Genomic DNA, 20335 nt, shown 5'->3' with positions numbered 1-20335 from the left:
CAAGGCGCGAAAGGTTTGCTGCGCTGGTCCCTTGCAAAGCTATGCCGGCTGCGGGCGGTGCAGCGCCAGAACCTGCGGCGGAATGGCGATCAGGTGCGGCGCGTGGGTATAAAGCAGCGCGGCTTCCACCGCGCGATCGGGGTGGATCGCGGCGAGCGCGGCGGCATAGGCGGCCATCTGGCGCAGATAGGCCAACGGCACCTGGGCCAATGACTCCGGCGGGCGCCGCGCTGTCTTGAAATCCACGATCAGCACTTGGGTAGGCGTGATCAGCAAGCGGTCGATCGTGCCGGAAACCACGCGCCCTTCCACCACCGCAGCCAGCGGCACCTCGGCCAGCGAGCCAGGGCCGAACACGGCCTGCCAATCGGGATGGTCGAGCACGGCCAGCGCGGCGCGCAACATCTCTTCGTGCGCGGCGACATCGAATTCCGCCCCTTGCCGTGCCAGCCAGGCCAGCGCGGCTTCCGCGCGTTCGCCATGCGCCACGGCGGGCAATCGCTCGATCAGCTTGTGAATCAGGGTGCCGCGTCGCGCCGCCTGCATCGCGCCAGGTCCGGGCCGTGTCGGCGGATCAGGGGCCTCGTCCTCGCCCAGAGAGGACGGCGCCAGCGGGCGCGGCGGACGCGGTTCGGGTCCGATCGCCGTGGTCAGCCATGGCGGCAGCAACGGCAAAGCCACGGTTTGCGCGGCCCGCCCGGCATCGGCCACCGGCGCCCCCAGCGCGCCGATATCGCGCGCGCCATTCCAGATCGCGTCGGGCGTCCAGCCTTCCTCTTCGCCAAACAGCGGCGCCAGCCGCGCATACCAGCTGTCGGCCGGCAATTCCTTGCACGAGGGCGGCCAGGCCCCGGCAATGAACAGCGCCTCTTCCGCACGGGTGAGCGCCACATAAAGCAGGCGCCAATGCTCGGCCCGCTCTTCCAGCGCCGCCTTTTCCTCCGCCGCGCGGATCGGCGCGCCTTTTTCTTCCTTGCGCAAGGCCGGCAGCGGCACCGCGCGCGCGCGCTGGCCGGGTCCCTGTTCCACCAGTTCGGCCCCGCGCGCCATCGACGCATCGGGATCGTCGGCAGCATCGGCCAGGATCACGATGGGCGCTTGCAGGCCTTTCGATCCGTGCACGGTCATCACCCGCACCAGATCGGCGGCCTGCCCCGCCTCGCGCTTCAACTCGCCATCGCCGCTGTCGAACCATTGCAGGAAGCCCACCAGGCTCGGCACCTGCCCGCTCGCATAGGCCATGGCGGCATTGAGCAGTTCATCGATCGGGTCGTTCGCCTCGCGCCCCAGCCGCGCCACCAGCTTGAACCGCGCGGCCCAGGGCCCCACCAGCAGCCAGTGCAGCAATTGCGCCGGCGGCTCGAAATCGGCGCGGCGCAACAGGTCGAGCAATTGCTCCACCGTCTGCACGGTGCCCGGCTCCCGGTTGTGCAGCAAGTGCGTCCACAGCCGCACGCCATCCTTGCGGTAGCCGCGCGCCAGCAGGTCTTCCTGGCTCCATCCGATCAGCGGGGAAACCAGCAGGTTGGCCAGGTTCAAGTCATCGAGCGGCTGCGCGCAGAAGCGCAGGGCCGCCATCAGGTCCTTCACCGCCAGCGGCGCGCCCAGGCGCAAGCGGTCCACCCCGGCCACCGGCACCCCGCGCGCATGCAGCCGCGCAACGATCAGCCCAGCCAGATCCTTGCGCTTGCGCACCAGGATCATCACGTCGCCGGCGCTGGCATTGCGCGGCTTGCCCTTGTGCAACGGGAAGCCGGTATCGAGCCATTCGCGCACCTGCCGCGCCAGCCGGTCGGCCAGGTCGCGATCGGGGCGCGACAGCCAGTTCTCGCCGCCCTCGTCGCCGGCTTCGGGCAGATCGTCCTCGGCTCCCGAAAGATCGCCCACCGGGCGCCACAGCCGCACCAGGCCGGGGCGCATGTCGCCCACATGGGGTTCGGGCGCTTCGGGCAGGCCAAAGCGATCGGGGCCGATGGCCGCAATCGCGCGATCGACAAACGCCAGGATCGGCATGGCGGTGCGATAGGATTGCCCCAGCCCCAGCGAGAGCAGTTCGCGCTCCGGCTCGTCCATCGCCTGGGCAAGGCCGGCCAGTTCGCGCTGCACGCGGCCTCGCGCCTTGGCAAAGTTTTCGGGGCTGGTGCCCTGGAAGCGGAAAATCGCCTGCTTGTAATCGCCCACCACGAACAGCGTGCGCGGGTCGCGCTGGCTTTGCCCCTGGCCGGAGAAAAAGTCCTGCACCAGTCCGTCGAGCACGATGCGCCATTGCGCCTCGTTGGTGTCCTGCGCTTCGTCCACCAGCACATGGTCGAACCGGCGGTCCAGCTTGTAGCGGATCCAGTCCGCCGTGGTCCGCTCGGTGAGCAGCGCGGCGGCGGTGCGGATCTGGTCGTCGAAATCGATGAAGCCTTCGCGCGCCTTGGCGGCTTCCCAGGCCAAGGCAAAGCGGCGCCCCACGGTGAGCGCGGGATCGAGCAGCGCGGCAAGGTTCACCAGCGCGATGCGGTCGCGCACGGCGGCAAGCCCGGCGATCACGCGGGCCTGGTATTCGCCATAGGCCGGCTCGTGCTTGTCGAGATTGCGGGTGGATTTGGCCTCGCCCTTGGCGGTCATGAACAGCTTGGCAAAGTCGTCCAGTCCGGCGAGGCGCGCCTGCGGGTTGGCCGCCAGCCAATCGCCCATCATGTTGGCGGCATCGATGCCGCTCTTGGTATTCCAGGCCGCGTTGGCGGCCATGCAGCGGCGGACAGAGGCGATATCGAACGCGTCGTCGGCACAGAGTTCGGCCACGCCGCTGCCGTCTTCATCGGCGGCCAAGCCCAGCAGCTGGTTGATGCGCGGGCGCAGCGGCGGGCGCCAGGCGCCGGGCTCCTGCCACAGGTCGATCGCCTTGGCGCAGCGCAGCAGGAAGCCGATGACCGCGCCTTGGTCCATGCGCAGCGCCATGTCGGCCAGGGCATCGAGCAGGCGTTCCTCGCCGCTTTCCTCAGCCTCCACCAGCATCTGCGCCAGAACTTCGCGCACCAGCAGCTCGCGGTCGCGGTCTTCCATCGCGCGGGTGCCGGGCAGAAGGCCGGATTCCACCGGAAAGGCCGACAGCAGCCATTGCGAAAAGGCGTGGATCGTCTCGATCCGCAGGCCCCCGCCCGGGCAATCGAGCACGGCGGCAAAGCGGCTGCGCGCCCGCTCCAGCGTTTCGGGCCGGCCGTCGGCGCCGATCGCCTCCAGTTCGCGGAACAGCGCCAGATCATCGAGCCGCACCCAGCGCGCCAAGACATCGTTGACGCGGGTGGCCATTTCCGCGGCGCCCGCCTTGGTAAAGGTCAGGCACAGGATGTTTTCCGGCTCCACCCCGTCCTGCAGCAAGAGCCGCAGCACGCGTGCCGAGAGCACCTGGGTCTTGCCCGTGCCGGCCGAGGCGCTGAGCCACACCGTGCGGTGCGGCGCCACGGCGCGGGCCTGGTTGCCTTGCAGGGGATAGACCTTGCTCACTCGGCGTTCCCTCCCCGGCCCTGCCATTCTTCCAGCCGCATCAACTGGTCGTAATCGGCATAGCTGGGCAGATCAGGGTTCAGCCGCGCGACGAAAGGTTCGTTGCCCAGAATCCAGCGGGCAATTGCCTCGGCCAGGAAGCGGCGGGTTTCGGGCAGGAAATCCTCGCGCGGGATGCCCGATTTCTTGCGCCCCTCCAGGATCGGCTCCTCGCAATAGCCAAAGCCGCGCTCGCGGTTGCGCGCCAGGGACCAGTATTCGAACCTGGTCGGCTCGCCCTCCACGGTCACGCGGCCCTGCTTGTCCTTGAAGCCACCGGCTTGCGCGATCAGGCCGATCAGCCCCAGTTGCAGGGCAAAGCCTTCCTGCACCATGCGCCCCGATGGCGGCGTGCCGGTCTTGTAATCGACCACGGCCAGCGTGCCATCGGGCAAGCGGTCGATCCGGTCGGCGCGGCCGAAAATGCGGATGCCATCGACGGTCGTATCGCCCCAGCATTCGAACGCGGCGACCGCGCGGCCTTCGTCGAGCAAGCGCTCCTGCTCCGCCTCGATCCAGGCCAGCGCGGCAGTCAGGCGCGGACGCCACAGGCTGCGCATGAACGGGTGCGCGCTCATTTCGGCCAGCTTGCGCTCGGCCAGCGGCACCAGTTCACCCGGCGGCGCGCCGGCCTGGTGCCACTCTTCCAGAATGACGTGCACCGCCGTACCGCGCCACGCAGGGGTGGGATCGGCGTCGGGTGGGTCGAGCCTTCTGAGGCCCAGGATGGCGGAGGCATAGAACTGATAGGGGTCTGACCGCAGGCGGTCGAGCGCGGTCACGGCAATGTCCACCCGGCGCTGCTGCGGCGATGGCATCGGCCGCGGGCGCGGATAGGCGGGTGCCTGGGGCGCGGCGTCGAGCGCCTGGGCCAGGTTCACCGCCTCGCGCTCCCACGCCACGCCCTCTTCGCCCAGCATCGCGCGGATGCGCAACAGAAAGCGCGAGGGGATCGCCGGCCCCGCCGCATCACGCTCGGCAAAGCTCAAGACCACTTCGGGCGCGCCGAGCATGGCGGCGAGGTCGTGCGCAGCCAGACCAATGCGGAAATCGGCGCCGGGAATGCCCAATGTGCGCAAGACCGCTGGCGCCAGCAGCGGATCGGGCGCAGGCGCGGCGGGCCATGTCCCCTCGGTCATGCCGGCGCAGATCACCAGGTCCGCCCGGCTCATCCGTGCTTCGAGCAGGCCATAGATCGCCAGGCGCGGATGGCCGCCATAAGGCGGGCGCACCGAAACCTCGTCCATCGCGTCGCGCAGCAGGGCGGGCACTTGCGCGGGATCGACCGGGAAGCCGCCTGTCTGCTCTCCGGCCTGCGCTGCCGCATCGCGCCATTGTTCCACGAACTGCGCCAGGCAGCGGCCATCGGCATTGGCCCAGAGCGCCGACCCACACAACGCCTCGGCCATCTCGGCCAGCAAAGTGAGCGTGGCGGCCAGCGGCAGGGCATCGTGCCCGGCCAGCAGCGGGGCGAGCAACAGTTCCACCTCGTCCCACCAGGCGGAAAGACCGGGAAAGCGCTTTTCCTTCGCGCGCACCGCATCGCGGATCGGCTCCAGCCCTGGCCCCAGTCGCGGCCCGCGCAGCACGAAGTCAAGCTGGCGCACGCGTTCCAGCCAGCCCGCACGCGGCTCCCCCCCCATGACCAGCGGATGGCCCAACAGCGCCAGCAGCGCCACCGGCGCGGCGCGTTCGGCCCAGGCCTGCGCGAGTTGCAGCAGCAGGCGCCCTGCCACGGTCTGCGGCAGCGGGCGGCCGGCGGTATCGTCCGCCGCAATGTTCCAGCGGCCGAGATGCGCAATCACGCGCTGCGCCAGGGCGCGATCGGGCGTGACCACCGCCACGCGCCGCTCCGGCACGGCCAGCCCTTCGCGCACCAGCACGGCAATCGCCTGCGCCTCTTCTTCGGGATGCGCGCTGTGCATCAGGCGCACGCCGGCAAGACGCCGGTCCGCCGCCGGCAACTTGACCCAGGCCGTGCTCGCCTCGGGCGGCAGGAACAGATTGGAAATCGCCCGACTGCGCGCCGGGGGGGCCGCCGCGATCCCCGCGCGATGCCACGGCCGCACTTCCTCGCGCGCCAGGCCCATGCGATGCAGCAACAGCTTCAAGTGATACTGCGGATGGGTGACCTGGTCGCCCCGGCCGAATGGTGGGCCGCCCGGCTCCTCGCTGGCACCGGCCTGGCCCAGCGCATCCCACACCTCGGCTTCCAGCGCCAGATCGAGATCGAGCAGCACCACCGCGCCTTGCGGCAGATCGGCCACGGTGCGCAGCAAGCGCGCGATCGCCGGCGCGGCGGAGGTCACACCAGCGGCAATCACCGGGCCGGGCGGCGGATTGGCACGCCAGCTCTGCGCGGCATGGGCCAGCAGCAGGTTGCGGCGCACCGGGGCATCCACCTGCCCGCGCTCGTCCAGTTCGAACTGCCAGCGCACCTGCACCCGGGCGAACAGGCGCAGGCTGTCTTGCCAGTGCTCGGCCAGTTCGGGCAGCATGTCGATGGTCAACAACTGCTCGGGCGACACTTCCTCCGCCGCCAGCCGATCGAGCGACTGCGCCAGGCTGCGCGCCTGGCGCAAGAGGCCTGCCTCGCCCCGCTCGATGCCTTGCGCAGCCAATTCCTCGCGCAAGATTTCTGCGATCCGCAACAGCCGCAACACGGGATCGCAGGCCGGCGGCGCCACTGCCCCGCCACCCAGCGGATCGAGCAGTGCCCCCAGCGTCTCGTCCAGATCGAGATCGCCCACCACCGCCATGCGCGGCAGCAGCAAGCCGCCGCCCGACGCGCGAATGAACGCCTCGGTAAGGCCCCGCACCGCACGCTGGCTGGGCAACAGCAGTGTCAGCCGCGCCAATCCGAACGTGTCCTCGCGATAGCGAGGGATAAGCCCGGCCACCAGCGCGTCGGCAAAGCCCCGGTGTGCGGCGATGCTGTAAACGCTGGGCCGGGTCTTCGCGGTCATCCGATGCTGGCCATCAGAAATGCGTCAACGCTTCTTGCGTGGGGGCGATCATCTCGGGCGCCCCCACTTCATACCACAGGCCGGTGTGCGGCAAGCCATAGAGCCGCCCTTCGGCAATCGCACGGTCCCACAGGCGGCCGGTGGAAAAGCTGCCTTCGGGCGCATCGCGCAGCAGGCGCCGCGACACGATCTGGATGCCGGTGAAGATATAGGGCGCGACGCGCGCGGGCTTGCGGCGGGAGATCACGCCCATCTGGTCGATGTGGAAATCGCCCATGCCGGTGTAGTTGAACGCCTGGGCATGGCTGACCAGCAGCAGCAGCGCGTCCATCCGGCTCTCGTCCCAGAAATCGCTGAGCGCGGCAAAGGCGTTGCGCGGGCCATCAAGCCAGATGTTGTCGCTGTTGAGGCAGAAGAAGGTGTCACGGTCGATCAGCGGCAGCGCCTTGACCAGCCCGCCCCCGGTTTCCAGCAGCGTCTCGCGCTCGTCGGAAACCTGCACCTTGGGCACCTCGCGCGCCAGGACATGGGCTTCCAGCTGGTCCGCCAGGTAATGCACGTTGACCACGGCGCGGGTCACGCCGGCTTCGGCCAGCTTGTCGAGCGCGTGGTCGATCAACGCCTTGCCCGCCACGCGCACCAGCGGCTTGGGCCGGGTAACGGTGAGCGGGCGCATGCGCTTGCCGATCCCGGCGGCCAGCACCATCGCGGTGTCGGACACCAGCGGTTTGCGGGGATCGCGGCTCATACGGCAAAGCTCCCGCCCAGGCGCCCGGCCGGATCGCGCAAGTCGGCCGGAATATTGGTATCGAACCACGCCGCCACCGGGGCGAGCGCGGGATGCGCCAGATCGCGCTCCAGCATGGCCCAGACGCGGGGGATGTAATCGAGATAGCGCGGCTTGCCGTCGCGCTTCCACAGGCGCACGAAAATCCCCACGATCTTGGTGTTGCGCTGCGCGCCCAGCCGCGCATAGTCGGCCAGGAAATCGCCCTGCGGCTGCGCCTTGTGTACATAGTAATCGAACATGCGCGCTTCCAGTTCGGGCGAAACCTCGCGCCGCGCGTCCTGCAACAAGGAAACAAGGTCATAGGCCGGATGCCCGGTCAACGCGTCCTGGAAATCGAGCAGGCCCTGCGCATCCAGCCCGCCCAGAAGCATGATGTTTTCCGCATGATAATCGCGCAGCACGGTCACGCCGGGGCGCTGCGCCGGCAGCAGGGGCGCCAGCACTTGTTCCCACGCCGCCTGCCAGCCCGCGCCATCGACATAGAGGCCGCGCGCCGGGCAGAACCAATCGATGAACAGGCGCACTTCGCGCAAGTATTCGGCCATGCCATAGGCGGTGAACGGCCCGGCGGGCAGCTTGGCCAGTTGCACCAGCGTGTCGATCGCGGCGCGATAGACGGTGTCTTCGTCCTGCGGCCAGGCATCGACATATTCGCGCATGCGCGTGTCGCCAAAGTCTTCCAGCAAGACCCAGCCCTCGCCCGCTTCCTCCGCCAGGATCTGCGGCGCGCGCAGGCCATTGCCGTCGAGCCAGCGTGCCGCGCGCAGGAATGGCTGCGGGTCTTCCTGCGGCGGCGGCGCGTGCATCAGCATGGCGGCCTGGTCGCCACGCCGCACGCGGAAATAGCGGCGGAACGAGGCATCGCCCGGCAAGGGGTCGATTTGGGCGCCTGCCCAGCCCGCACGGGCCAGGAACGCATCGATTCCGGCAGGAAGATTGCTGGTCATGGCAGCCGCTCTAACCATCCCTTGCCGGGCAAGACAATGGCCTGCCGCCCGTTTTCCGCGATTTCCAGGCGCAGCGTCAGGCAATCGGCCTCGTGCCCGAAACCGCCGGCATGATCGGGCCATTCGGCGATCAGCACCGCGCCATGGCGATAATCGTCCAGCCCGATTTCCTCGGCCTCTGCCGGGTCTTCCAGGCGATAGAAATCGGCGTGGACCACTGGCAGGCGAACCGCTGGCGGATCATAGGTTTCGATGATGGTGAAGCTGGGCGATGGCACCTCGCCCTCGTGTCCCAGCGCGCGCAGGAGTTCGCGCGCCAGTGTGGTCTTGCCCACGCCCAGCGTGCCTTCCAGGGCGAGAACGTCGCCGGGGCGCAATCGCGCGGCGATGCGGGTGGCCAGGGCCTGGGTGGCGGCAATGTCGGGAAGCGGAATGGTGGTCATCGGGCGTGGCGATAAAGAGAAGCGGGCCCCCGGATCAAGTCCGCAGGTGGCGAAGAAATCAAGGCAAAGTCACGATTGCACTGGTACCGGCGCCGGGTTCGGACAGCAATTCGAACTGGCCGCCATGCGCGTCGATCAACTGGCGCACCAGCGGCAGGCCCAGGCCCTGGCGCCGTTCGGCCGTGCGGCCATCGGCAGCCATTTTCAGCCCTTCCATCGCCCGGGCGAGCGCGGCGGCATCCATGCCCCGGCCGTTGTCGGAAATCACCACGCGCAGATCGTGCGCGCGCCGGGTGCATTCGACCAGGATGCGCCCGCCGGTGGGCGTGGCGGCAATGGCATTGTCGATCAACTGCCCGAACACGCGGCGCAACCGGCGCACGTCCCCGGTCACTTTGCCCACCGCCTGGCTGCCCCGCAGATCGAGCGCCAGACCCGCCGCACTGATCTTGTCGGCCCGCTCGCGCACCACGTCGGCCAGCAGGGGGAACACGTCCACCGGGTCGCGCGCCAGCGGTAGCATGCCCGCCTCGCTTTGCGAGAGGTCGAGCACGTTCTCGATCTGCTCGCCCAGCCGCTCCACCGAGGAGAGGATCGCGGCGACATAATCGCGCGCCTGCGGGGTCAATTCGCCGGCCAGCCCGCTTTGCAGCATTTCGGCAAAGCCGCCGATGGAGTTGAGCGGATTGCGGAATTCATAGCTCATGTTGGCGATGAACCGCGTCTTCACCGCGTCTGCCTCGATCAGGGCAGCATTGCGTTCGCGCAGCGCGGATTCGGCCTTTTGCGAATCCGTGATGTCCAGCACCGTCAAAAGGCCGTTGCCATCGGGCAGCGGCACCCCAGCAAATTCCAGATGGCGCCCATCGGCCAGCGCCAGGCGCCCGCTGGTCTGCTTGCGTTCCAGCGTGGCGGCCTGGATCACCTGCCCGATCGTGCCCACTTGCGCGGGCCGCTTGAGCGATCCGGCCAGCCGCGTGAGCAGCAGGTCGGCGCGCGGATGGGTGCCGAGGAATTCCTCGTCCAGGCCCCAATCGTGGGTGAAGCGGCGGTTCCACAATTGCAGGCGGCTGTCCGGCCCGAACACGGCGAGCGATTCGAACAGGTTGTCGAACGTGGCGGTGCGCGTGCGCAGCAGGGTGTCGCGCGTAGCCGAAAGCTGCAACTGCTCGGTCTGATCTTCGAAGATCAGCAGCAGCCCGCCATCTGGCATCGGCTGGCCCACCACGCGCAGATGCGTGCCATCGTGCAGGTGCCAGGGTTCCTCGCGCGGTTCGCGCGCCAGGAACCAGGCCTGCCGCTCGCGCCGCCATTCGGGAAAATCGCGCACTTCGGGCAGTTTTCCGCCATCGCGCAGGCGGTCGAGCACGCGGTCGAAGGGCGGCGTGTCGTTCACCCAGTTCGGGCTGATGCCAAAGATGCGCAGGAACGGCTGGTTGGCAAAGACCAGATTTCGGCCCGCATCGAACTGCGCAATCGCGGCCGAGAGCGTATCGAGCATTTGCCGCTGGGCATCGCGGAAGCGGCGGAATTGGCGGGTCAATTCCTCCATCTGCTCGATATCCACGGCATAGCCGGCCACCCCCTCGCCCGCGATGGGCAGGTCGCTGACGCGCAGGGTGCGGCGCTGGCCGTTGACGGTGGCGGAAACCACGCGCTCGGTCGGACGGCGCTGGGCAAAGACATCGGCAGCGATGTGCGCGGCGCTCAGGCCCTCCACCGGCTCGACCAGTTCGATGCCGTTGTCCACCACTTCGGCCGCGCTGGCCGCGCCCACCGCGCGGACATAGGCGGTGTTGACCAGGCGCAGGCGCATGGCCGCGTCGCGAAACCACATCGGCAGGGGCGCAGCCTCGATCAGACCGGCCAGGCCCGAAAAATCGGCATGGGCCTGCTCCGCCTCGGCCCGCAACGCGCGGATTTCCGCAACGCTTTCGGTCGCGTCGAAGAACCACAGCAGCGCCGCACCGCCCGGCGCGATCTGCGGATCGGCCAGGCTGCCGCGCACGGTCAGCGCGGTCACGCCCCCGCGCGGCACCACCGAGAGCGACAGCGGCGCGCCGGTCTTCTGGGTATGGCGCACCGCCTCGGTCAGCGCGGCCAGGCTTTCGGGATCGAGCCCGCGCCCTTCGTCCCCGCCGTCCAGCTCGGTCAGGTAACCCGGCATCGCGTCCAGGCCCATCCAGCCAGCCAGGCGCGAAGCCCCCTCGATCCGCCCATCGGCCCGCACCAGCAGGGGCAGTGCCGGCGCTTCATCGACCATGCGGGTCAGCTTGCGCGCAAGCCGCTCAGCGCCTTGCGCGCGGGCCATGCGTGCCCTTGCGGCCAACACCGCCCAGCCCGCGGCCAGAGTCCAGGCTGCCAGCAGCAGCGCCACGGCAACGGTCACGGCAACACCAGCGGGCGAATGGGACAGCATCGCCCCATGGCTAGGCCGCAACCGGCCGAAATACAACCGGGAAGCCCGTCAATTTCGCCCGATCCCGCGCAATCACCGCGCAGCAAAACGCCCCGCATCCACTGGGGATGCAGGGCGCTTGCAACCAAAACCGCAAATCGGCCGATCAGTAGCGATAGTGATCCGGCTTGAACGGCCCCTGCGGGGTCACGCCGATGTAGCTCGCCTGCTTTTCGCTCAGCTTGGTCAGCTTCACGCCCAACTTTTCCAGGTGCAGCGCGGCCACCTTTTCGTCCAGGTGCTTGGGCAGCACATAGACGTCGTTCTTGTACTGCTCGCTCTTGGTGAACAGCTCGATCTGGGCCAGCGTCTGGTTGGTGAAGCTGGCGCTCATCACGAAGCTGGGGTGGCCGGTGGCGCAACCCAGGTTGACCAGGCGGCCCTTGGCCAGGATGATGATCTGCTTGCCATCGGGGAATTCGACCAGGTCGGTGCCCGGCTTCACTTCATTCCACTTGTAGTTCGACAAGGCCGAAATCTGGATTTCGCTGTCGAAGTGGCCGATGTTGCACACGATGCTCATTGGCTTCATCGCCTTCATGTGCTCGGCGGTGATCACGTCTTCGTTGCCGGTCGCGGTCACGAAGATGTCAGCGCGGGTGACGGCTTCTTCCATCGTCACCACTTCATAGCCTTCCATCGCCGCCTGCAGCGCGCAGATCGGATCGACTTCGGTGACCATAACGCGCGCGCCGCCGTTGCGCAGCGAGGCGGCCGAACCCTTGCCCACGTCGCCAAAGCCGGCGACGCAGGCGACCTTGCCGGCGAGCATCACGTCGGTGGCGCGGCGGATCGCGTCGACCAGCGATTCCTTGCAGCCATAGAGGTTGTCGAACTTCGACTTGGTGACGGAATCGTTCACGTTGATCGCGGGGAACGGCAGCTTGCCGTCCTTGGCGATCTGATACAGGCGGTGCACGCCGGTGGTGGTTTCTTCCGAAACGCCCTTGATGGCCTTGACGCTCTGCGTCAGGTAGCCGGGCTTTGCCTTGAGGAAGGCCTTGAGCGCACGGCAGAATTCGATTTCCTCGGCGTTGCTGGGCTCGAACAGGTCTTCGCCCGCTTCCACGCGCGCGCCCCACAGCGCAAACATCGTGGCATCGCCGCCATCGTCCAGGATCAGGTTGGCGGTGTCATCGCCCCAGTCAAAGATGCGGCCGACATAGTCCCAGTAATCGGCCAGGCTTTCGCCCTTCACGGCGAACACCGGAATGCCGGCAGCGGCGATCGCGGCAGCAGCGTGGTCCTGCGTCGAAAAGATGTTGCAGGTAGCCCAGCGCACGTCGGCACCCAGGGCAACCAGCGTCTCGATCAGCACGGCGGTCTGGATCGTCATGTGCAGCGAGCCGGTGATGCGCGCGCCCTTCAAGGGCTGCGCCGCGCCAAATTCCTGCCGCAGCGCCATGAGGCCGGGCATTTCGGTTTCGGCAATGGCGATTTCCGCGCGGCCGAAATCGGCCAGGCCGAGATCGGCGATGACATAGTCCTTGTTCGCTTCGAGCGCGCTGGCCACGAGGCATCTCCGTATAAATGGGCGTTTTCACGCAAAAGACCCGCCAGGAGGCAAGCCGCTGATGGGCCGCTCTTAGCGGGTCCCTGTGCGCAGGGCAACGTTAATATAAAGATGTCTTTATATCGGCATTTCTACCGAGTGCCGCTTATCGATTGCCGGGGATCGCCACCGGCGCGGCAGCGGCCACGGCCACGCCGGCACCAGGGCACCCGCCATCCTCCAGTTCCGGGCCGACCAGCACATCGGCCGCATGATCAAGCTCTTCATCCGGGCCATTGGCCAGCGCGGCGGCAACCAGTTTGAGTTCATGGCAGCCATACGTACGGCGGATGCCATAGTGGTTGGCCATGCGCACGCTGGCATGATCGAGCGCGTCCATCGCCGCAAGCGGCCCCAGGCGCGCAGAAAACTCGTCGAGAATGCGGTGGTTGGCCCCGCCCAGATAGGCGCGATGGCGCGACAGGAAGCGATCGTATTCGGCACGATAATCATCGGCGCCGGTGCGGCATTGCAAAGACCCGACCATCAACATGACATCGAGCTGACGCAGCGCCGCTGCGGGCATCGTCCGCTCGGTCCAGCAGGCACCGGCGTGAGCCGGGGCGACAAAGGCGGCAATCTGGGCGGCCAACGCCAACGCGGCGCAGCACCCCTTGGCGAGATACCTCATGGTCCCCACTCCTTGGGTATGCGCACACCATTTGCCCATACGCAGATTTGACAGGCAGACTTTACCCGGCCTTCAACAGGCGCGGTAAAGCGAAATTCACCACGCCCTAAAATTCACCGGTCTTGCCGTGCGCGGCGGTTGCACGGCCCTGCCCGCCCCCTATATCCCGCGTGGCTGCCGCGCCCTGATGGCGCGCGCGACATGAAAGGAACTTGGGGATGACGATCACGGTTGGCGAAACCCTGCCCGATGTGAAGCTGGTCAAGGCCACGCAGGACGGCCCCGAAGCGGTTCAGGCCGCAGACTATTTCAAGGGCAAGCGCGTGGCGCTGTTCTCGGTGCCGGGCGCCTTCACGCCCACCTGCTCGGCCCGCCACCTGCCTGGCTATGTCGACAAGGCGGAAGAACTCAAGGCCAAGGGCATCGACGAGATCGCCTGCACCGCGGTCAACGATCCCTTCGTGATGAAGGCCTGGGGCCAGGCGTCCGGTTCGCCCGACGTGACCATGCTGGCCGATGGCAACGGCGATTTCGCCAAGGCGCTGGGTCTTACCCTGGATGGCACCGGCTTTGGCCTGGGCCTGCGTGGCCAGCGCTTTGCCGCCGTCATCAACGATGGCGTGGTCGAACAGCTCCACGTCGAAGCGCCGGGCGATTTCAAGGTCAGTTCGGCCGAATACCTGCTCGAACAGCTTTGATCCAAAGCGTACCGGCCCTTCGCCATGCGAGGGGCCGGCGCCAAGGCGGGCGTCAATAGCCCATCAGGCTCATCACTTCCTTGCGGCTGCGCGAATCTGCCAGGAAGCAGCCCAGCAGCCGGCTCGTCACCATGCCCACGCCCGGCGTGCGCACGCCGCGCCCGGTCATGCAGCCATGCTGCGCCTCGATCACCACGGCCACGCCCTGGGGATGGAGATGGTCCCAGATGCACTGCGCCACTTCGGCGGTCAGCCGCTCCTGGATCTGCAAGCGGCGGGCATAGCCGTGCAGCACCCGCGCCAGCTTGGAAATGCCCACCACGCGGTTCTGCGGCAGATAGGCGATCGAAGCCTTGCCGGTGATCGGCGCCATGTGGTGCTCGCAGTGCGACTGGAACGGAATGTCCTTGAGCACCACGATCTCGTCATAGCCGCCCACTTCCGAAAAAGTGCGCGTCAGGTGCACCGACGGGTCTTCGGTATAGCCCTGGCAATATTCCAGCCAGGCGCGCGCCACGCGCTTGGGCGTGTCGATCAGCCCTTCGCGCGTGGGATCATCCCCTGCCCATTCGATCAGCGTGCGGATGGCCGCTTGCACGTGGGGCGGCACCGGCACTTTGCCGCGCGCGGTGTCTTCGTCGTCCCCATGGTCGTGGCCGCAGCCGGGCAGGTTGGTCATGGTCGTGCTATCCTCAATTCGTGGCCAGCCCTGGTTCGTCCAGGCCTCAACGCTTTGCCGCGCCGCCGTGCCGCGCCCGAAAATGCGCCAGCCGCCTGCCCAGGCCGCCGCGCCACAGGCGCCCGCGGCGGTAGAACGCCAGCATCTCCTCGGGCCGCTCGGGATCGAGCGCTTCGGAATCGGCCAGGGCCAGTTCGGCCTCGGTCAATGGCCGGGGCGCGAAAGGCCGCAAGTGCCGCCCGCCTCCCTTGGCCGACTCAACCGCCAGCGCGGCCATCCCGCCAGCATCGGCCAAGGCCGCCGCTACCCGCTCTATCGCCAGTCCGCAATGCTCTGCCAACAACGAATGCCGCAGCGCGCGGATGGCGGGCTGGGCGTGGGCGTTGCCGGGCCGCGCAGCATCGATGAACACGTCGCACTCGCTGTCCAGCCCCAGCGAGCGATTGTTCATGTTGGCCGAACCGATGCGCAGCACGGTGTCATCCACGATCATCAGCTTGGCATGCACGTAGATCGGCGTGCCACCCTTGGTGAACGGGTGCCAGATCGAAAAGCGGTCTGCCACGTCATGGCTTTTCACCGCTTCGAACAGCGTCACCCGCGCCAGGTCCATCGCCGCCTGTTCCAGCCATCCGTCCGAGGCCTGGGGCATGACCAGCACCACTTCGGGCGGCTCGGGCGCTTCCAGCCGCGCGGCCAGCGCCTCGGCTACCCGGCGCGAGGCGAAGTACTGGTTTTCGATGTAGATGAACTGGCGTGCCGCGGCGATCTGGCGGCAAAACAGCGCCTCGACCTCGCGCACCTCGGCAATGTTGCCATAGGGAGACCGCGTGCGGGCGATGCCCACTTCCACATCGGTGAACTGCGCGATGATGCCGTTGGGCCATGCGCTTTCGGCCTGGGGCGCACATGGCTCCAGCGCACGCCCACCGGCCTGGTGCCAGCGCGTACGCCCGAATTCGCCAAGCGTGGCGGCCACCGGCCCTTCCAACAGCATGGTGCAATCGTGCCAGGGGCCATAGGGCTTGCCGCCCGGCCGCCGCCGCCGGGGATCATTGTCGAGATGGGCGCGCGTGTCCCAGCGATCGCCGGCCATGTCGATCCCGCCGCACACGGCAAAGCGATCATCGATGACGGCGATCTTCTGATGGTGGCTGCACCCCAGCGGATGGGCGGAATCCAGCTTGTAGCCGATGCGCGGATGGCGCCACCAGCGGATCAGGTCGAACACCATCGATCCACGCAGCAAGGCCTTGAGCGCGCCGAAATTCCATTTCAGCACCAGGACTTCCAACCCCTTGCGGCGGTTGGCCAGCCACACCACGAAGGCGCCCAGCCGGGCCGGCGCCACGCGCTTGCGCGGCAGGTTCCACCAGCGCCGCCCATCGCCGATCAGGATACGGGTGTCGAAATCCCAGCCGATCAGGTGGATGCGCTGGCGTGCTGCCAGCATCGCATCGCGCATCAGGGCAAAGTAATCCGCCGCGTCGACCACCGCGTGGGCGCGCGTGGCACGGGCATAGCGCCAGACGCCCTCCTCCACGCTACCTTCCCCCTTGCCCTCCCCATCGGCCATATCGGCGGGAACGGACTGTGGCGTGCCGGGCGCGGGATCGCTTGGCCCCTCTGATGCATTCATACCGGCGCAAACGCCGGGAGGCCCCACTGGTTCCGCAGTGCGAAAATGATTGTTGCAGCGCTCTTTTCGGGGTCTGAACCTATTGGTTCGGCACGGCTTCCTGGCGCGGAATGACCAGTTCGTCGGGATGCGCAACGTTGAGGTCCGACCGCAGCAGTTCGCCCACCAGGTCAGGATCGGCATGGCGCGGATCGAGCAGGTTGACGCGGTTTTGCAGGCGATCGCGCTCGGCCGTCAATTGCGCCACTTCGTGCTGGCGCTGTTCCAGCACGTGGGCATTCTCGCTCCACGCCAGCAGGCCGCTGGGCCCCGCCACCGCCCAGGCACCCATCAGCAGCAGCGCCACCAGAGCCAGGGACTCCGTCACGCTGTTGCGGGGCAACTTGAGATTGGGGCGACGCCGCTTCATGATCCAAGGAGAATCACATTTGTCGGCCCATTGCAAGCGCGGTGCGGCAGAAAAACCGCAGAAATGCGGGCAATTCGGCCAATACGTATGATCCCTGCGCCAGGCCGTTGGCAGAGGGCGCGTTAACCACCACAGCGGCCGTGGCGCCTGCCGATCGCGCGCCACTGCGTAGCAATGCGTTGGAAAATTTCGCGAGACATTAACCGGTCGGCAGCACTTGCCGATGCATGATCGAGCCGGGGTGTGGTGCGTGGATGCGCCACGGCAACGGAAGGTTCGGGTTTCGATCATGCGTTTCGGGTGGTTGCGTCAACGCTTGGGACTCCTTCGCGGCCAAGGCCACAAACGCCGTGCGCCGGGTTTCCTCGGCCGCCTGGCCGCCGATCGCGCCGGCAATGCCTTGGCGATCGTGACGCTCACGGCGTTCATGGTGATCACGCTGGCGGGCCTGGGCACCGACATGTCGCGCGCCTATCTCACCAAGACCAGCCTGCAAAACGCCTGCGACGCCGGCGTGCTGGCCGGGCGCAAGGCCATGGCGGCTTCGGGAACCTATGGTTCGACCGAGCAGGCCAAGGCCAACAAGATGTTCAATTTCAACATCAATGAAAACGCCACCGACAGCTCGACTGCCGTTTTCACCAGCACGGCGGACACCACCGGCCACGTCACGGCCACGGCCAGCACGACGATGCCGACCACGCTGATGAAGCTGATGGGCTATACCAGCATCCCGCTGTCCGTGCAGTGCAGCGCCGAATTGCAGATGGCCAACGCCGACGTCATGTTCGTGCTCGACACGACGGGTTCGATGGCCTGCAATACCTCGGGCAGCAATTGCGTCAGCGGCTCGGATTCCAAGATCGTGGGCCTGCGCAACGCGATCAAGTCGTTCTACACGACCGTCGCCACCGCCGTGACCGACAAGACCAACACGCGCATTCGCTTCGGCTTCGTGCCCTATGCCATGACGGTCAACGCATCGAACCTGCTGACATCCGGCGCCATGCCAAGCAGCTATTTCGTCGACAGTTCGCCCTATATCACCAAGCTGGTGCAGTTCAGCACGTCGCCCACGTACATCGGCACCACCGGGTCACCCACGGTAACGACCGAGACTTACGGCTCCAACATCACGTCGGCCAACTGCACCAATTATGGCAGCAACACTTATCCCAGCGGTTCGGCAGGTTCGCCGGTGACCAGCGGGACCGCGCCGTCGAATGTGACGACGACGACCTATTCCTATAATTCGTGGACGAAAAAGTCGGGCAGCGGCACGTCCGCCCTTGGCACCTGCGTGCGCAACAAGTCGGTCACGACCACCACGTACCAGACGCGCTATCTCGCCACGTCCTATCGCTACACGCAAAGCACGGTCAACGTGTCGGCTTTCAAGGGTTTTGGCGCCACCGCGCTGGCCACGGGGATCACGCTCTACACCGGCAGCAACGCGTCGAGCGCCAGCTACGTTTCGGTCCAGCCGTCGTCTTCCAATCCTTACTACAACCTGCGCGACCTGGCCACGGGCACCTCAGCCACGGGCACGGTGGGCAATATCACCACCACGAACTACACGTGGAGCGGCTGCCTGGAAGAGCGCAACACCGTCAACCAGCTCTCGATGTCGCCCATTCCCAGCGGTGCCTATGACATGGACGTCACCAGTGCGCCCACCAACGATGCCACGCGGTGGAAGCCCTACCTAGAAAGTCTGGAATTCTATCTCAACGGCTATTCCATGCCGCTCAACACCTCGACGGCGATGTCCAACCAGACCGGCTATTGCCCCCAGCCGATGAGCCTGTTCACCACGGTCGATACCACCGCGCCCAACACTGTCCCCACTTGGCTCAACACGTACGTCAACAGCCTGGTGGCCAACGGCGGCACCTATCACGACATCGGCATGATCTGGGGCGCGCGGCTGGGCAATCCCAACGGCATCTTTGCCAGCAACGTCAACGCGGGCGATCTGCCCTCGGTCAGCCGCCACATCATCTTCATGACCGACGGCACGATGGAAAACTATCCGGCCAACTACACCGCCTGGGGCGTGACGCAGTATGATGGGCGTGACGCGCCGACGTCGACCACGGCTGCGAACCTGGTCAACTATCACAACAACCGCTTCCTCGCCGCCTGCACCCTGGCCAAGAGCATGGGCTACACCATCTGGGTAATCGGCTTTGGCCAGACTCTCACCACCCCGATGCAAAGCTGCGCCACCACCACCGACAAGGCGTTCTACGCCTCGAACACCACGACGCTGACCACCACGTTCCAGTACATCGCCGGCCAGGTGGCCGACTTGCGGTTGAACAAGTGATGCGGCGCGCGCTCGTGCATATGGCCCGCCGGTTGCGGCGCGATGCGCAAGGGGTAACGGCGCTGGAATTCGCCCTGGCCGCACCGCTGCTGCTGATGATCATGGCGGTGCTGATCGAACTGGGCATGTCCTATTATCTGCAGACAGTCCTGGTCGGCACGATCAACGCTGCCGGGCGCGCCTCGTCGATGCAAAGCGCGCAGACCACCTCCAGCACCATCGACAGCCAGGTGACCGCGCGCATCCACCATGTGATCCCCTGGGCCACGGTCGCATTCAACCGTGAAAACTACACCGATTTCACCAATGTCGGCCAACCGGAAGACTTCACCGACACCAACAAGAACGGGCAGTACGACCTGGGCGAATGCTTCAACGACGCCAATGGCAACGGCGTGTGGGATTCCGACATGGGCGCGACCGGCCTGGGCGGCGCCAACGACGTGGTCGTCTACACCGTCACCGTCAGCTACGCGCCGCTGTTCGGCTTTTCCTCGATGCTGGGCCTGCCATCCACGATGCATGCCAGTTCCAGCACGATCATGCGCAACCAGCCGTTCGCCACCCAAACCACCCGCACGGTCACCAAGATATGCTGAAGCGCCTGTCCCTCCGGCACATGCCCATCGGGCGCCTGCTGCAACGCCTGCGCCGCGATACCAGCGCGGTTACCGTGGTGGAACTGGGCGTCAGCCTGCCGTTCCTGATGGTCCTGTCGCTGGGATCGATGGAAATGGTCAATCTCGCGATCCTCCACGTGCGCCTCAACCAGTTGGCGATCGCGGTGGCCGACAACGCGTCGCGCGCCAAGCAATCGGTGGTTGGCGGCGCGCCGATGTTCCGCGAATACGATGTCAACCAGGTGTTCACCGGCGCCAGCATCTCGGTCGGCGATCTCGATTTCGCCGACAATGGCCGCGTGATCCTTTCCAGCCTGCAGACCAACAGTTCGGGCGGACAATGGATCCAGTGGCAGCGCTGCTGGGGCAACACCGCCTATGTCTCGCGCTATGGCGTGCAAGGCACGGGCGCCACGGGCACCTCGTTTGCCGGCATGGGCCAGACCGGCCACGTCATTACCGTGGAAAGCCCCTATGCGATCATGTTCGTGGAGGTGGCATACAAATATCAGCCGCTGTTCTTCGGCACGATCTTCAAGACCACCGTCATCCGCAAGGAAGCGGCCATGTATGTCCGCGACGATCGCGACTTGACGAAGATCTACAACCCGGCGCCCACGGTCACGGCGGCAACCTGCTGAGC

The 20335-nt window shown here is 66.9% G+C and carries 15 protein-coding genes; 4 read left to right on the top strand and 11 right to left on the bottom strand.

The genetic code is table 11. The annotated features are described in order from the left end of the window. Positions 1–39: 39 nt before the first annotated feature. The 8 genes from addA to FHW94_RS05570 form a co-directional block, all read right to left on the bottom strand. Positions 40–3519, bottom strand: a complete 3480-nt coding sequence (gene addA / locus FHW94_RS05605; RefSeq protein WP_168554716.1) for a double-strand break repair helicase AddA — start codon at positions 3517–3519, stop codon at positions 40–42. Then, positions 3489–6497 (bottom strand): double-strand break repair protein AddB, encoded by a 3009-nt coding sequence (gene addB, locus FHW94_RS05600; protein WP_168554715.1) that lies wholly within the window; start codon positions 6495–6497, stop codon positions 3489–3491. Before addB ends, addA begins: the two co-directional genes overlap by 31 nt. A gap of 13 nt (positions 6498–6510) precedes the next feature. Further along, the gene (locus tag FHW94_RS05595) at positions 6511–7245 is read right to left on the bottom strand and encodes a nucleotidyltransferase family protein (protein ID WP_168554714.1); all 735 of its coding nucleotides are present in this window, start codon (positions 7243–7245) and stop codon (positions 6511–6513) included. Continuing rightward, positions 7242–8234, bottom strand: a complete 993-nt coding sequence (locus FHW94_RS05590; RefSeq protein ID WP_168554713.1) for a phosphotransferase — start codon at positions 8232–8234, stop codon at positions 7242–7244. Before FHW94_RS05590 ends, FHW94_RS05595 begins: the two co-directional genes overlap by 4 nt. Beyond that, positions 8231–8677 (bottom strand): tRNA (adenosine(37)-N6)-threonylcarbamoyltransferase complex ATPase subunit type 1 TsaE, encoded by a 447-nt coding sequence (gene tsaE, locus FHW94_RS05585; protein ID WP_168554712.1) that lies wholly within the window; start codon positions 8675–8677, stop codon positions 8231–8233. The genes FHW94_RS05590 and tsaE overlap by 4 nt, the downstream gene beginning before the upstream one ends. A 58-nt stretch (positions 8678–8735) precedes the next feature. After that, complete coding sequence (locus FHW94_RS05580; RefSeq protein ID WP_168554711.1) at positions 8736–11096, bottom strand: PAS domain-containing sensor histidine kinase; 2361 nt, start codon at positions 11094–11096, stop codon at positions 8736–8738. A gap of 145 nt (positions 11097–11241) precedes the next feature. Further along, positions 11242–12648 (bottom strand): adenosylhomocysteinase, encoded by a 1407-nt coding sequence (ahcY, locus tag FHW94_RS05575; RefSeq protein ID WP_168554710.1) that lies wholly within the window; start codon positions 12646–12648, stop codon positions 11242–11244. A gap of 145 nt (positions 12649–12793) precedes the next feature. Then, entirely contained in the window at positions 12794–13318 is a 525-nt protein-coding gene (locus FHW94_RS05570; protein ID WP_168554709.1) for an S-adenosyl-L-homocysteine hydrolase, read from the bottom strand. A gap of 218 nt (positions 13319–13536) precedes the next feature. Here FHW94_RS05570 and FHW94_RS05565 point away from each other — a divergent pair, with 218 nt between their 5' ends. Beyond that, positions 13537–14016: a peroxiredoxin gene (locus FHW94_RS05565; protein WP_168554708.1), complete on the top strand. Its 480-nt coding sequence runs from the start codon at positions 13537–13539 to the stop codon at positions 14014–14016. 52 nt (positions 14017–14068) lie between these two features. On the opposite strand, the gene folE is transcribed toward FHW94_RS05565, so the two are convergent. The 3 genes from folE to FHW94_RS05550 all read right to left on the bottom strand — a co-directional run bounded on the left by folE (position 14069) and on the right by FHW94_RS05550 (position 16743). Continuing rightward, a complete protein-coding gene (gene folE, locus FHW94_RS05560; protein WP_168554707.1) occupies positions 14069–14695 on the bottom strand; it encodes a GTP cyclohydrolase I FolE in 627 nt (208 codons plus the stop codon). A 46-nt stretch (positions 14696–14741) separates the two neighbouring features. Beyond that, positions 14742–16238 (bottom strand): phospholipase D-like domain-containing protein, encoded by a 1497-nt coding sequence (locus FHW94_RS05555; protein WP_349237441.1) that lies wholly within the window; start codon positions 16236–16238, stop codon positions 14742–14744. Between the two features lie 175 nt (positions 16239–16413). Beyond that, entirely contained in the window at positions 16414–16743 is a 330-nt protein-coding gene (locus tag FHW94_RS05550; RefSeq protein ID WP_168554706.1) for a septum formation initiator family protein, read from the bottom strand. Positions 16744–17059: 316 nt separating this feature from the next. On the opposite strand from FHW94_RS05550, the gene FHW94_RS05545 reads away from it, so the two are divergent. From FHW94_RS05545 to FHW94_RS05535, 3 genes are read left to right on the top strand one after another with little or no spacing between them, the layout of a single operon-like run. Then, positions 17060–19072: a TadE/TadG family type IV pilus assembly protein gene (locus FHW94_RS05545; protein ID WP_168554705.1), complete on the top strand. Its 2013-nt coding sequence runs from the start codon at positions 17060–17062 to the stop codon at positions 19070–19072. After that, entirely contained in the window at positions 19072–19671 is a 600-nt protein-coding gene (locus FHW94_RS05540; RefSeq protein ID WP_168554704.1) for a TadE/TadG family type IV pilus assembly protein, read from the top strand. Before FHW94_RS05545 ends, FHW94_RS05540 begins: the two co-directional genes overlap by 1 nt. Then, complete coding sequence (locus tag FHW94_RS05535; RefSeq protein ID WP_168554703.1) at positions 19665–20333, top strand: hypothetical protein; 669 nt, start codon at positions 19665–19667, stop codon at positions 20331–20333. Before FHW94_RS05540 ends, FHW94_RS05535 begins: the two co-directional genes overlap by 7 nt. Positions 20334–20335 lie beyond the last annotated feature (2 nt).

The sequence above is a fragment of the Novosphingobium sp. SG720 genome (assembly GCF_012275365.1).
In the GTDB taxonomy this organism is placed as follows: Bacteria; Pseudomonadota; Alphaproteobacteria; order Sphingomonadales; family Sphingomonadaceae; genus Novosphingobium; species Novosphingobium rhizosphaerae.
The sequence above is the reverse complement of the archived record's forward strand: the minus strand, read 5'-3'. Positions and strand labels throughout refer to the sequence as shown.